This window comes from Halarcobacter ebronensis, from assembly GCF_013201825.1.
Classification (GTDB): domain Bacteria; phylum Campylobacterota; class Campylobacteria; order Campylobacterales; family Arcobacteraceae; genus Halarcobacter; species Halarcobacter ebronensis.
In genome coordinates this window covers 1,393,372-1,406,995 of record NZ_CP053836.1, presented here as the reverse complement: position 1 = coordinate 1,406,995, position 13,624 = coordinate 1,393,372, and the positions used below count along the sequence as shown (strand labels likewise).

13 protein-coding genes and 1 riboswitch are annotated in these 13,624 nt (G+C 28.6%); of the genes, 2 read left to right on the top strand and 11 right to left on the bottom strand.

The genetic code is table 11. From position 1 onward, the window contains the following. Position 1: 1 nt before the first annotated feature. Positions 2 to 1,948, bottom strand: a complete 1,947-nt coding sequence (locus tag AEBR_RS06875) for a methyl-accepting chemotaxis protein (protein ID WP_129088233.1) — start codon at positions 1,946 to 1,948, stop codon at positions 2 to 4. A gap of 317 nt (positions 1,949 to 2,265) precedes the next feature. Continuing rightward, positions 2,266 to 2,410: riboswitch (FMN riboswitch) on the top strand. Between the two features lie 87 nt (positions 2,411 to 2,497). On the opposite strand from AEBR_RS06875, the gene ribB reads away from it, so the two are divergent. Continuing rightward, on the top strand, positions 2,498 to 3,133 hold the full coding sequence (ribB, locus tag AEBR_RS06870; RefSeq protein WP_129088232.1) for a 3,4-dihydroxy-2-butanone-4-phosphate synthase: 636 nt from the start codon (positions 2,498 to 2,500) through the stop codon (positions 3,131 to 3,133). 22 nt (positions 3,134 to 3,155) lie between these two features. On the opposite strand, the gene AEBR_RS06865 is transcribed toward ribB, so the two are convergent. The 3 genes from AEBR_RS06865 to AEBR_RS06855 all read right to left on the bottom strand — a co-directional run bounded on the left by AEBR_RS06865 (position 3,156) and on the right by AEBR_RS06855 (position 4,660). Then, positions 3,156 to 3,503 carry a zinc ribbon domain-containing protein YjdM gene (locus AEBR_RS06865; RefSeq protein WP_129088231.1) on the bottom strand — a complete coding sequence of 116 codons (348 nt, stop codon included), beginning with the start codon at positions 3,501 to 3,503 and terminating at the stop codon, positions 3,156 to 3,158. Positions 3,504 to 3,570: 67 nt separating this feature from the next. Further along, entirely contained in the window at positions 3,571 to 4,044 is a 474-nt protein-coding gene (locus AEBR_RS06860; protein WP_128982827.1) for a GNAT family N-acetyltransferase, read from the bottom strand. A gap of 1 nt (position 4,045) precedes the next feature. Beyond that, positions 4,046 to 4,660, bottom strand: coding sequence for a hypothetical protein (locus AEBR_RS06855; protein ID WP_129088230.1), 615 nt, complete (start codon positions 4,658 to 4,660; stop codon positions 4,046 to 4,048). Between the two features lie 191 nt (positions 4,661 to 4,851). On the opposite strand from AEBR_RS06855, the gene AEBR_RS06850 reads away from it, so the two are divergent. Further along, positions 4,852 to 5,361 carry a DUF6653 family protein gene (locus AEBR_RS06850; protein WP_129088229.1) on the top strand — a complete coding sequence of 170 codons (510 nt, stop codon included), beginning with the start codon at positions 4,852 to 4,854 and terminating at the stop codon, positions 5,359 to 5,361. A gap of 11 nt (positions 5,362 to 5,372) precedes the next feature. Here the strand turns inward: AEBR_RS06850 and AEBR_RS15575 are convergent, their stop codons facing one another. The 7 genes from AEBR_RS15575 to AEBR_RS06815 form a co-directional block, all read right to left on the bottom strand. Then, positions 5,373 to 5,687: a DUF2267 domain-containing protein gene (locus tag AEBR_RS15575; RefSeq protein ID WP_323807955.1), complete on the bottom strand. Its 315-nt coding sequence runs from the start codon at positions 5,685 to 5,687 to the stop codon at positions 5,373 to 5,375. A 31-nt stretch (positions 5,688 to 5,718) separates the two neighbouring features. Next, positions 5,719 to 7,122: an ethanolamine permease gene (eat, locus tag AEBR_RS06840; RefSeq protein ID WP_129088228.1), complete on the bottom strand. Its 1,404-nt coding sequence runs from the start codon at positions 7,120 to 7,122 to the stop codon at positions 5,719 to 5,721. 14 nt (positions 7,123 to 7,136) lie between these two features. Next, positions 7,137 to 7,988 carry an ethanolamine ammonia-lyase subunit EutC gene (eutC, locus tag AEBR_RS06835; protein ID WP_129088227.1) on the bottom strand — a complete coding sequence of 284 codons (852 nt, stop codon included), beginning with the start codon at positions 7,986 to 7,988 and terminating at the stop codon, positions 7,137 to 7,139. Between the two features lie 2 nt (positions 7,989 to 7,990). Continuing rightward, positions 7,991 to 9,391: an ethanolamine ammonia-lyase subunit EutB gene (locus AEBR_RS06830; protein ID WP_129088226.1), complete on the bottom strand. Its 1,401-nt coding sequence runs from the start codon at positions 9,389 to 9,391 to the stop codon at positions 7,991 to 7,993. A gap of 321 nt (positions 9,392 to 9,712) precedes the next feature. Then, entirely contained in the window at positions 9,713 to 11,905 is a 2,193-nt protein-coding gene (locus AEBR_RS06825) for a methyl-accepting chemotaxis protein (RefSeq protein WP_129088225.1), read from the bottom strand. A gap of 180 nt (positions 11,906 to 12,085) precedes the next feature. Next, a complete protein-coding gene (locus AEBR_RS06820; protein ID WP_129088224.1) occupies positions 12,086 to 12,967 on the bottom strand; it encodes a DMT family transporter in 882 nt (293 codons plus the stop codon). Between the two features lie 35 nt (positions 12,968 to 13,002). Beyond that, positions 13,003 to 13,623 (bottom strand): Crp/Fnr family transcriptional regulator, encoded by a 621-nt coding sequence (locus tag AEBR_RS06815; protein ID WP_129088223.1) that lies wholly within the window; start codon positions 13,621 to 13,623, stop codon positions 13,003 to 13,005. Position 13,624: the final 1 nt, after the last annotated feature.

Here is a 13,624-nt window from a genome sequence, read left to right as displayed (position 1 = left end):
TTTAAAACTCTTCCCACTCAGTGTCGTTATCAACAATAGGAGCTATTTTTGATTTTTCTTCTTTTTTAACTTTTTTCTTTGGATCTATTTTTTGCTTAGAGTTTTCCTCTTTTTTAATTTCATTATTTTTCATCTCAGCTCTTAAAATATCAGCTTTTACACTATCTTTCCCATTAAATTCATTTTCATTTGCATTTGAAACTACAAGTTTAGCCAGTTCATCAGTTTGGACTGCTACATCATAAGTTTGAGAAGCAATAGAATTATTCTCTTGGGTTTGTTTATCCAATTGTGCAATTGCATTATTAATTTGATGAATACCTGAAAGTTGTTCTTTTGAAGCAGATTCAACATCAGAAATAAGCTCAATAGTTTTAGATATATTCTGATTTAATCCATTATAACCATCGATCATTTTAGCTGCAATATCTTTCCCGCTATTTGCTTTTTGCGTTGCATTTTCAACTAAAGATTTAATCTCTTTTGCAGCTTCAGCAGATCTAGAAGCTAGATTTCTAACCTCTTGGGCAACAACAGCAAAACCTTTTCCTGCTTCACCTGCTGTTGCAGCTTCAACAGCAGCATTTAGAGAAAGAATATTTGTTTGAAAGGCAATTTGATCGATAACTGTAATAGCTTCATTTATTGCTGTTACTTCACTATTTATCTCATCCATTGATATTGTAGTTTCAGTTGCTAATTTATGCCCTTCACTTGCAGATTGAGTTAATTCGTTTGCATAAGTTGACATCTTTACTACATTTTGAGTATTTTGTGAGATATTAGAAGTTATCTCTTCTAAAGCTGCCGCTGTTTCTTCTAATGCTGCTGCTGCAAAATTTGAATTTCTATTTAAAACATCAAAATTTTCAAGTAAAATATCTGAACTTTTATCTAATGTAAGCCCATTTTTTTTATTATCAAGAAGCATATTGGTTATTGATTCTTGCAAAGTATTAATACCAATAATAAAATCCTCTAAAACTCCATTTCTCTCATCTGTATCTTTCATTAGAAGTTTATTTCTATAATCATGTTTTGTATACTCTTGCAAAATAGCATCCATATCAACAAATCTATTTTCTGTTGCCAAAATCATATCGTTTACATTTTGTTTAAACTCTTCCATTGATGAATTTGAAGTGCTTTTTTCTATAAGTTGTGAATACCAACCATTTTTCACCCTTTGTATTACCATTTTTGCATCAGTAATTAAAGCATTATCTTCATCAAAAATCTTTTTTGCATTTAAGATATTTTCATTAATCACTTTTGCCATTTGCCCTATTTCATCTTTTGAATCAATTTTTATCAACTCAACATTTTTTGTTTCATGGTGAAGAAATGAGAAAAAATCCACTTGTCCCCGTTGAAGCTCTTTTAAAGATTTTAAAATAGAAAATACAAAAACCCTTGCACTAACTAAAAGAAGAATTAATGCTATGACAAATATTATTATAGTAAACTCTTGTACAAAGTTTAGAGTATCAGTAATCTCTTCATTTATCTCTCTTCTTAATTCTGAAATTAGAGAGTCTATTTTAGTAGAGTTTGAAATCAATAAATCTATTTTTTCCCTACTATTTTGATTACTCTTTAATCCTTGAACAAACTCAAGGAAATCCTCTTTATGCTTTTCGATTAACTCTTTTATCTTCTCTACTTTTTTGCTCTCATTACTATTTTCATAACTTTGTAATAAATTATCAAGATATAGTGTTGACTCTTTAAACAACTCTTGATGAGTTTTTAAAATAGTTATATCATCTTTTAAAAAAAACTCCTTTTCAACTCCGACCATTTTGCCAAATCTTTTATCCAGTTTATTTAGATTAAAAAACTTATCCAATTTTTCTAAAGTACTATTTAGTTCAAGTCTTGTTGGAACTACCACTATTAGTAAACTTATTATGCCTATCATTACAATTACAGACAATTTACTTTTCATTTTTAAATTATTTATGAACACTTAATTCTCCCAGCTATTTTACAATCACAATAAAAATACTTAAAAAAAATAATTTGTAAATAAGTTTAGATTATATAATCAAAGTTAGTTATAAATTATTATTTTTATAGAACTACTTTCGAATAGACCTTGTAAGATTATTTTCACTGCATATTAGCTTGATTTTTATTAATTATTAATTATAAATAACTTATTAAGTATATAATTTAGAGTAATATCTAAAAACAAATCTACTTTCTTATTAAAAAATAATTTTCTTCTCTTTTCTAAGTGAAATTTAGTTATAATTTTATAAATTTATTTCTCAGGGCAAGGTGAAATTCCTTACTGGTGGTAACTATACTTTATAGAAGTCCACGAGCGCTTTACAAATGTAAAGGTCAAGCAGATTTGGTGCAAATCCAAAACCAACAGTTAAAGTCTGGATGAAAGAGAATATAAAAGTTATACTACTGTTAATTTAATAATTTCGTATTACTTACATATTGGCCCTGATTCAATAAGTTTAATTCAAAAAAGGATTAAATAATGAATCAAAAAATCTTAAACTGGGACTTCAAAATTGATGTCCAAAATGCTATTAAAGCACTTCAAAATGGAAAAGGTGTTGTTGTTACAGACAATAAAGATAGAGAAAATGAAGCAGATATTTTTTTCTATGCACACACTATTACTGAAAGCCAAATGGCTCTACTAATTAGAGAGTGCAGTGGAATAGTATGTCTTTGTTTGACTTCAAAAAAAGTTGAAGAGTTACAACTTCCTATGATGGTAGAAGCAAACAACTCTAAATATCAAACTCCTTTTACAATCTCAATTGAGGCAAAAGATAATGTTACAACAGGAGTTAGTGCAAAAGATAGAGTTACAACTATAAAAGCTGCAATAAAAGAAGATGGTATAAAACACATTGTCTCACCTGGTCATATTTTCCCACTAAGAGCAAGAGATGGCGGTGTTTTTGAGAGACAAGGACATACAGAAGCTAGTATTGATTTAATGAAATTAGCAAAACTTGAACCAGTTGCTGTTCTTTGTGAACTTACAAATGAAGATGGAACTATGGCAAAAGGTGAACAAATAACAGCTTTTGCTAAAAAATATGATATGCCAATATTAAGCGTTGATGATATTATCAAGTATAGACAATTTGTAGAAGAATAAAGGAGATTTTCTCCTTTATTTATTATGATTTTTTTACAAACTCTTGTTTTAGTTTAATTGCTCCAACACCTGGAACTTTACAATCAATGTTATGACCATCATTTCCTTCAACAAGTCTAATACCTTTTATTTTAGTACCAACTTTTATTCCTGAAGAGCTTCCTTTAACTTTTAAATCTTTAATAACAGTTACATCATCCCCATCAGCTAAAGGTGTACCATTTGCATCTTTTACCACAAGAGTATCCTCTTCTACACTATTATCTACATCTTTTGACCACTCATGGGCACACTCAGGGCAGATAAATAAAGAACCATCTTCGTAACTATATTCACTGTTACATTTAGGGCAGTTAGGTAGTTGCTCCATTAATTTCCTTTTTTGATTTTTTGAGATGTGATTATAGTATAAAAATGCTTTTTTATTGATTTTAGCCCTATAAATAGAAGCTATCATAACGCATTGGTTGAAATCTTAATTGAAAAAAGAACTTCTCTTCATCTGATATTTTAAAACCAAAAGACTCATAAACTTTTATTGCATAAAGTGAAGAGTTAACTTCCATATTAGAAACATCAAAAATCTCTTTAACACACTGCCAAAGCTTTTTTGCTATACCTTGCCTATGGAAACTCTCTTTTACAAAAAGATGGAAAATATGATTATCATTTTTTATGGCAATAAAACCTACTATCTCTTCATCTTTAACATAAACAAAATGTTTAAACTGACTACTTGTTACTCTAAATCTAAAACCTCTAAATGAAAGCTCTTCTTTAAACCATTCAGGCATTTTTTCTTTGAAAACATAATTTTCCAAACTAATAGATAATAGACTTAACTCTTCAATATCATCTATATTTGCAGCTCTTATATACTCTTTTTCATTGATAATTAGTAACTTTGCCATACTACTTTAAACTCATTCTTAAAAATCCTGTAAATCCCGCATTATCACTTGTAAGGGAAGAGTCAGCCTCTTTTTTGAGATTATCTAAAAACTTTTTATATTCTTTATAAAACTCATAATCTACTTTTGGTTTATAAACAATTGTATTTATCTCAAAATATTTTAAAATATCTTTAGTTGTTGTTGGTTTTATAAAATACTCATTTTTTCGATTTAGGTAGTATGGAACCAGAGTGATTATAGTCCATTTAGCAAGTTTATACTCTATTAAAATTTCGGATAAACTCTCAAAACCATCTTTTTTATTGCCATACAATAAATCCTCTAAAGCTAAAGAGAACATATCTTTTTCATAAATTCCCATAGAGTTTATAGCATCTCTTAATTTTGGTTTTTCAAAAAGGGAAATAAGTGGAGATTTTGAGACAATCTTTACAAAACTACTACAGATTAACTCAGGTTGGGGAAAATTCTCTTTTTTAAACAGCTCTTTACACTCTTGCTCAAACTTTTCTGACTTAAATCGTTTTACAATTTTTAGAATCTCTTCATCCTCTAAACCTTTGGGATAGTGTTCTAAAAATTCTGCTTCCAAATCTTTTAGTTTCTCAATCATCTCTTTTGCCCAGAATTATTTTTTATTAATTATACTTTGTTTTTGTAACAAAAGTTTCAAATATGATACCTTATTTGCTCTTTAATTATTTAAAGTGTTTTTCTAATAGTTACAATAGTAATATATTTAAGTTTTTTAAATACCATTTCAATATAATAAAAATAACAAGCCATATAATATAAAGGTACAAAATGACTTTTGAAAAAAAACTTTCTAAACTTTTTCAACTAAATGATGAGAGGTGGATGAGACATGCAAATCCATTAAGTGTTTGGACAAGATATAGTGTTTTACCTATTATTATTCTCTCTTTTTGGAGTAGATACTATTTAGGATGGTGGTCTCTTTTTTTTATTTTTATTTCAATATTATGGATGTTTTTAAATCCTATAATTTTTTCTAAACCAAAATCAACTAAAAATTGGGCTTCAAAATCAGTTTTAGGGGAAAGAATTTATTTAAATAGAGATAACATCGAAATACCAAAACATCATCATACAATGCTTTATTCGTTTTTAAATATCATATCACTCTTAGGTATTGCAATCTGTATTTATGCCATAATTTATTATTCATTTTGGGCTGCTTTATTGGGTATTTCCTTAACATATTTAAGTAAAAGTTGGTTTTTAGATAGAATGGTTTGGCTTTATGAAGATATGAAAGATAGCAACAAAGAGTTTAAAAACTGGGAATACTAAAATCTCTACAGTTATATATTAGGACTCTTATAGTTCCAAAATAGTTTTATCTCATCGGACATATTATCCATCATTTTAGAAAAATAGACTTGTTCTACATGATTTAATAAAACAGATGAAACAATTTCAATGGCATTGTCTCTTGAAAAATTATGATCACTTCTTAAGCTCTTTACATCTTCATTCATGATTTCAAAACTTTCAAACTCTTTTTGAACTTGATTGACATCCCAATCTTTTACAAAAAGTGCTCTTAAAGCTACAGGTAAGCAATTAGCAAACTTTAAAGCTTCATCTACTATTACTCTACTTCTAAATGAAGGGATTTAAACACTCTAAAAAGAGTGTTTAAATTTATTAAAGTTCGTGTTCTAACTCTAATTCAGCTTTTTCAATCATTTCAAACTCCTCTTGCGCAGTTTTTGCAACAAGATGATTTTTACTATAGAAGAAATAATAAGCAGCACCAATAAGGTATAACACAATAGTATAGTTAAAAGCTCTTGGATCAAAAGCGTAAACACCTGTTAATGCTACTAAAGATAATACAAAAGCGATTGCAGATGTTACTACTCCACCTGGAGTTTTATATGGTCTATTTAACTCTGGTTGTTTAATTCTTAGTAAAATATGACTTAAAGACATTAAAGCATATGAAATAGTAGCACCTACAACTGCCATTGCTAACATTAAATCACCCTCACCTGTAAGTGAAGCGATAAACCCTAATACACCTGGAACAATTAAAGCCCAAGTTGGAGTTTTTCTTTTACTTGTTAGTGATAAAAATTTTGGTAAATATCCAGCTCTTGAAAGTGCAAAGATAAGTCTACTATAACCATAAATAATTGAGAAAAATGATGCAATAAGCCCAGCTAAAGCTAATACATTAACAACTGTTCCTAAACCATTGTTTCCAACAGCATTTAAAGCATCAACCAAAGGAACTGCACTTGCCCCAATCATTTTTGCACCACTAGCACCTGCTAATAAAAATAGAACTAACGCAGCAGATACTAAAAGGAAAAGCATCGCACCAATAATACCCTTTGGTACATCTTTAGCAGGATCTTTTGCCTCTTCAGCAGCCAAAGGAACTCCCTCAACAGCTAAAAATAACCACATTGCAAAAGGTAATGCTGCCCAAACTCCATGCCAACCAAATGGTAAGAAAGTAGTAGCACCTGCAACATCAACAGAAGGAGCTATATCAAAAAGATTTGCAACATCAAAATGACCAATTAAAGCAATAGCTGTAGCAATAATTGCAAATACTGCTAAAGCACTAATTACCATCATAGTTTTAAGTGCTTCACCTGCTCCTAAAACGTGAATTGCAATAAAAATTGCATAAAAAACTGCATAAACAATTGGTCCATTAATACCAAGAAGACTCTGCGTTGCTGCTCCAATAAAGATTACAATAGCAGCTGGTGCTAAAGCATACTCAATTAAAATTGCAAGTCCTGTTAAATAACCACCAGCTGGTCCCATTACTTGTCTAGCAAAACTATATCCACCACCAGCAGCAGGAATTGCAGCTGACATTTCAGCAAGTGAAAGTACTAAAAACATATACATAACACCCATTAAAATAGATGCAATTAAAAAACCACCCCAACCTGCTTCAGCAATTCCAAAATTCCATCCGGCAAAATCACCTGAAATAACATAAGATATACCAAGTCCAGCAAGTAAAAGCCAACCTGCTGTTCCTCTTTTTAACTGCCGTTTGGCTAAATAATCATTATCAATTTTCATTACTATTGTCTCCTTTAATTTAGTAAAAAATTTTTCTCTTGTTTTATTTGAATTGTTTCATTATCTTCAGTTCTATCTTTTATTTGAACCCCTGATAGTTCTAATCTTCTCGATTCTTTTAATAAATACAGTGCCTTTTTTGTAGCCTCCTCATAACTTAATCCTTCCATACGAACATTTGAAATACAGTTTCTATTTGAATCATTTAATCCAACCTTTGGGTTATAAGTCAGATATAAACCTAAACTATCTGGTGAGCTAAGTCCTGGTCTTTCGCCTATTAGAACAAGAACTGCTTTTGCATTTAGAAGTGAACCTACTTCATCACCTATTGCAACTCTTCCTTGTTCAACTATTGAAAAAGGAGCCAAAGACCAATCTAAGCTATCATTTACAAGCTCTTTTGATAGTTTGTGTATAAAATTTATTGCATTCTCTTTTATTGCAATTGAAGAGAGTCCATCTACAATTACAATTGCTAAATCATAAGAGTCTAGTTTTTGAAGCTCCTCTAGTTTTTTTCTTGACTCTTTATTAAGTCTTCTTCCTAAATCTGGTCTTTGTAAATAAACATGTCTATTAACAGCTTGTGAGTGTAGAAGTAGTGGGATAATCCCCTCTTTTAAAACTCCTTTTGTTGCCTCTTTTTCAAGAAGTTCTAACTCTAAAGGCATATTTGCAAAACCATCCAAAAGATTATCAATGTTCAAAGGAAGATGTACCGCATCCCTAGCCATTGCATGAGCTAGTTGGAACTCCAAAAGTTTTGAAGTTGGAAGACTAACACCTGTTCTTCCTAAACCGATTCTTGCATCTGTGTACTCTCTTAAAGCAGACCAAGGGTTTTTTATAATATTCTCTTCCATAACTATTTCCCTAAGATATTTGATAATGGTTTTTCAAATAGAGGAGGAATAGAACTATTTAGTAAATATCCATCCATATTTTTAAATATTTGCATCTTCTCAAGCCAAGCTTTAAACTCAGGAGCTGGATCTAGATTTAAAACTCTTCTTGCATATAAAGCATCATGGAAAGAGGTAGTTTGATAGTTAAGCATAATATCGTCACTTCCAGGTATTCCCATAATAAAATTAACTCCTGCAACACCTAAAAGTGTTAGTAAGTTATCCATATCATTTTGGTCTGCTTCCGCATGGTTTGTATAACAGATATCACAACCCATAGGAACACCTAAAAGTTTTCCACAAAAGTGATCTTCTAAACCTGCTCTTGTAATCTCTTTTCCATCATAAAGATACTCAGGACCAATAAAACCAACAACAGTATTTACTAAAAGTGGCGAAAATTTTCTTGCAACTGCATAAGCTCTTGCTTCACAAGTTTGTTGATCAACGCCAAAGTTTGCATTAGCAGATAATGCACTTCCTTGTCCTGTTTCAAAATACATAACATTGTTTCCAACTGTTCCTCTTTTTAGAGATAGAGCTGCATCTTGTGCCTCTTTTAAAGTTTTTAGACTAAATCCAAAACTTGAGTTTGTAGCCTCAGTTCCTCCAATTGATTGAAAAACCAAATCCACAGGTCCTTTTTGCTCTATTACTTCAATAGTATTTGTAACATGAGTTAATACACAAGATTGAGTTGGTATCTCATATTTAGAGATAACTTCATCCAAAAGTTTAAGAAGTTTTGCTGTCTGTTTTACATTATCTGTTGCAGGATTTATTCCAATAACAGCATCACCATTCCCATATAAAAGCCCATCTAAAACACTTGCTGCAATCCCCATTACATCATCTGTTGGATGATTTGGTTGAAGTCTTGTTGAAAGATGTCCTTTAAGCCCTATTGTACTTCTAAAAGAGGTTATAACTTCACACTTTCTTGCAACCATTATAAGCTCTTGGTTTCTCATTATTTTGCTTACTGCTGCAACCATTTCAGGAGTTAAACCTTGTTTTACGTCATTTAAAGTTTTTGAGGTTGTTTCATCACTTAAAAGCCAGTTTCTAAACTCACCTACACTTAAATTTTTTATACTCTCAAAAGCTTTTTTATCATGTTCATCTATTATTAGTCTTGTTACTTCATCATCTTCATAAGATATTAGTGGATTTTCTAAAAATTCTGTTAGTGGTACTTCAGAGAGTCTCATTTGAGCTATTACTCTCTCCTCTTCTGACAAAGCTGCTACTTCAGCTAAAATGTCACCTGATCTTTTTGGAGTTGCTTTTGCCATTAAATCTTTTAAATCATTAAAATGGTAAGTTTTACTTCCATATACAAATTTATACTCTTTACTCATTTTGTCCCTCGTAGTAAAAGAAAAAATAAGTTTAGCAGAATATAATATTTTAACTACACTAAAATAGTATATTATTTATACAACAATTTAAAACTATTTTTTATACAGAAACAATAAGAAAAATAAATTTATTTCAATAATTTATGATTTATAAACAATTTAGTAAGATTTTTTTTAATTTAATTAAAAAATATCCATATATATATTATATTTTTTATTTGAATAATTAATTAATTTTGACAGTAATTTTTTTAAGTTTTATTTTAAAAGATACAACCCTTTTAGAGTTGTATCTTAGATATTAAACAACTTTTTTATCTCTTATATTTTTTCTTCTTCCTCTATTTCAAAATCATTAAACTTATTTTCTTCAACTTTTGAAATAATAATTTTTGCAACTTTATCTGTCTCTTCTGCTATTGTATAAGTTTGAGTAGCAATAGTAGCATTTTCTTGTGTTTGATGGTCTAAACTACTAATAGCATCATTAATTTGTTCAATTCCTGTTTGTTGCTCTTTAGATGCCATTTCTACATTTTTTATTATTGTTAAAGTATCTGTAACATAATTGTTTAAATCATGGTATCCAGATTTCATTTTATCAGCTATTGCTCTACCTTCATGAGATTTAGTAGTTGCATTCTCAACAAGATGTTTTATCTCTTTAGCAACTTCTGCACTTCTACTTGCTAAATTTCTCACTTCTTGTGCAACAACAGCAAATCCTTTACCTGATTCTCCTGCTGTAGCTGCTTCAACTGCCGCATTGAGAGAAAGAATATTTGTTTGAAATGCAATTTGATCAATCATTATTATGGCTTCATTTATTGCACTAACCTCTTCATTTATTTTTTCCATTGATTGAGTTGTTTTAAGAGCAAGTTCTTCACCATGTAAAGCTGCCTTTGATAAATTATCTGCGATATTACTCATTTTTATAATATTGTTTGTGTTATTTGAAATATTACTGGTTATCTCTTCTAATGCAGCGGCAGTCTCTTCCAATGCAACAGCAGATTCATTTGAATTTTTATTTAAAGTATTAACATAATTTAATAATATTGTTGAACTATTATCAAGAGTTGTACCGTTTTTCTTATTTTCCAATAACATTCTATTTATTATATCGGCAAGATTATTTAAACCTAAAGATAAATTTCCATTATCTTTCTCTATTCTTGAAGTAAAATCTAAATTTGAATACTTATCTAAAACATCTGTAACTTTATCTAAATCTTCACAAATGATTTTTGATATATTAAGTAACATGTCGTTAAAAATCTTTTTTAAATCTTTTAAAGAATCAGTTGAAGGTTCTTTTACAATACTGTTATTTAATTTACCTTTTGAAACCTCTGTTACAACTCTTTTTACATCATCTATAAAAAAAGAATCCTCTTCAATTATACTTTTAGTTTTTTCAATATTTTTATTAATTAATTTAGACATATGTACTATTTCATTATTTCCTTCAAATTTCATTAACTTAATCTCTAAGTCTTCTTTATTTAAAAACTTAAAGAAGTTTAATAAACCATCTTGAAATTTATCTAATAGATTCATAATATATTTTGGCAAAAATAGAGCTAATACTACAGCAATGATTAAAATAGCAATAGAAATACTTGTTATCAATGTTTTTATAGTATCATTTAATGTAGTAACTTCTTTATTTATTTTTTTCTGGTCATCCAATATTCTTTTTTGTAAGCCATTACCCATTAATGAAATTTCATTTTCAATTTTATCAAGCTTTACTACGACTATATTTTTTTCAACTAATAATTCATATACTTTTTTTATAGCATTCTCATATTTACCTTGTTCTTCAATTATATTAATTACAACAGTTTTTAAATCTTCATCTACCGTTGACTTTAAATGTTCCAATTTATCCTTTGTAGAATTCAAAGCTTTTTCAACCGCATTATAAACATTTGCATCAACATTAACCATTCTAGGCAATTCTTGTCTTGCATAAGATAAATTTGCAATTACCTCTGAATATATACGGTAATTATTTATTTGATTTCTTTTATAAAATTCATTGGTAATAAAATTTAGATATTTATCAACATTTTTACGATGAGTTGTGAAACCAATTTTTTTATAATACTCCATGTCTTTAAATAACTTTACAATTGCATTAAAATTTACTTTATATTCATTTAATAAATTTTTAACTCTTTCATTGTTTTTTAAATTTGAATCATTTGTAATTTTTTCAAACTTTTGTATTAAAATTAATTCTTCTTCCATTAGTTTATCAAAATCTTGAATACCCTCTTTTGATTGAATTCTTATGTATTTGTTTACTATATTTCTTATCAATAGAATTTTTATTTGCACTGATTCAATTAAAATGCTTTTTTCTGTTGACGTTTTATATTTCACAAATCCATTACTTGATTTATTAATTGCATAATTACTATAAAATCCTAGTATAGCTATTAATACAATAATTAATAAAAATGATAAAATCAATTTAAATTTTATTGAGATATTCTTTAACACACTTTCTCCTTCTTTTTTTCTCAAAATATAATATAAAAAAAAAGGGTGAAATAAGGGTGAAAAATAATTTTATAAAAAAAATATCTATTTCTTGGGTATTTATTTTATTATTTTTAAAAATTTATATTCATATTTGGTAAATAATCTATCTTTCTTTGGATAAAAAAATACTTATCATTCCTAGTTTTTATAAAGGAGAATTATTGTAGCTAATGATGAAATTACTATTCCAAAACAAATCCATAAACTTATGCTTTGAGAATAAAATAAAAACATCAAAAGTGCAACTACAGCTGGATTTATATAAATATATGCCATAACTTTTTTTGGTCCTAAAATTATTGTTGCTTTTTGATTTAAATACACAGTAAACAGTGTTGCAGCAATGGCCAAATAAGACATATATAAAAACAGATCACCGTTAATTTTCTCCCATTGTAAAGGGATATCGAAAAACACTAAAGCCAAACCCATCCAGATAATACCACCTATTAAGGTCATAAAGGTTAAAACTAATACTTCATCACCCTCTTTATAAAAATGTTTGGCACTGATAGAATATAAAGCCATAGTAACAATGGCAAACAAAAAGATTACATCACCATAGTTTAATGAAAGATTTAAAAACAGTTGTAAATCCCCTTTAAATACAACCATACACGTTCCAACTATACCAACTAAATAGATAAAAAACTGAAAAAGTGTGATGGTTTGTTTAAACACAAAAATGGCAAAAAATGCAGTTAGAAGAGGAACTAAAGTAAACAGTGTACCAGTATTTAAAGCAGTGGTGTACTCCAAAGCTTTGAATAAACCAATAAAATACAAAGAGTAAAACAGACTGATAACCAAAGCTCGTTTAAATGTTTCTCTTACTTTAGTTCTGTATTTTTGTTTTATAAAAATGATGGGAGCTAAAACTATTGAAGCAAAAACAAATCGAAAAAGAGTCAAAGATATAGGGTCAATGATACCTGCTAATTTTTTTGAAACGATAAATGAACCCGCTATTAAAAAAGTGGCTATTATAACTAAAATATGTGCTTTAAAATTTTCACTCATATAAAATATTCCTTTTTTATGGAATAGTATTATATTTAATTTATTTTGTCATTTACATAGGTTGATTTGAGTTTTTTTCTTATTCGACTAAGTTGCGTGGGTGTTATTCCTAAGTGATTTGCAATATGGTGTTGTGAAATTCTATTTTCTATATTTGGATTATTTTTTATAAAATTCAAATATCTGGTTGTGGCATCATCAATAATCAATGAAATCTCATTTTTCTCTTTTACAATCACCCAATTCTTTTCCAAATAGTTGATATAAAAATCTTTAAATTGTATATTTGTATCAATAAGATTTTTGTAGCCTTCAAAATCGATATAGATTAAGATTGAGTCTTCCAAAGCTTCAATATTTAAATAAGAGTCCTCTTTTGTAAGTAAAGAGACCTTTGAAGCAGAGAAATAATTCTCACTAAAAAGGTTTTTTGTATATATTGTTCCTTCTTCATTTAAATAGTATGTACGAAGAATCCCTTTACAAATAAAATAGATATATTTCGCTTTTGAGTATGTATCTTGCAGCACTTCACCCTTTTTGACCTCTTTTATAAAACAGATATTTTTAAAAGCCTCAAATGATTCATCACTGAACTCATAATACTGTTTGCAAGCCTCTCTTAATTGCTTAAAATACTCTTCACTCTTTTTCATC

Excerpts from the sequence above, each read along its gene's own strand:
- eat (WP_129088228.1), bottom strand. The coding sequence starts at position 7,122 with ATGAAAATTGATAATGATTATTTAGCCAAACGGCAGTTAAAAAGAGGA.
- ribB (WP_129088232.1), top strand. The coding sequence starts at position 2,498 with ATGAATCAAAAAATCTTAAACTGGGACTTCAAAATTGATGTCCAAAAT.
- AEBR_RS06830 (WP_129088226.1), bottom strand. The coding sequence starts at position 9,391 with ATGAGTAAAGAGTATAAATTTGTATATGGAAGTAAAACTTACCATTTT.
- eutC (WP_129088227.1), bottom strand. The coding sequence starts at position 7,988 with ATGGAAGAGAATATTATAAAAAACCCTTGGTCTGCTTTAAGAGAGTAC.
- AEBR_RS06815 (WP_129088223.1), bottom strand. The coding sequence starts at position 13,623 with ATGAAAAAGAGTGAAGAGTATTTTAAGCAATTAAGAGAGGCTTGCAAA.
- AEBR_RS06865 (WP_129088231.1), bottom strand. The coding sequence starts at position 3,503 with ATGGAGCAACTACCTAACTGCCCTAAATGTAACAGTGAATATAGTTAC.
- AEBR_RS06820 (WP_129088224.1), bottom strand. The coding sequence starts at position 12,967 with ATGAGTGAAAATTTTAAAGCACATATTTTAGTTATAATAGCCACTTTT.
- AEBR_RS06855 (WP_129088230.1), bottom strand. The coding sequence starts at position 4,660 with ATGATTGAGAAACTAAAAGATTTGGAAGCAGAATTTTTAGAACACTAT.
- AEBR_RS06850 (WP_129088229.1), top strand. The coding sequence starts at position 4,852 with ATGACTTTTGAAAAAAAACTTTCTAAACTTTTTCAACTAAATGATGAG.
- AEBR_RS06875 (WP_129088233.1), bottom strand. The coding sequence starts at position 1,948 with ATGAAAAGTAAATTGTCTGTAATTGTAATGATAGGCATAATAAGTTTA.
- AEBR_RS06860 (WP_128982827.1), bottom strand. The coding sequence starts at position 4,044 with ATGGCAAAGTTACTAATTATCAATGAAAAAGAGTATATAAGAGCTGCA.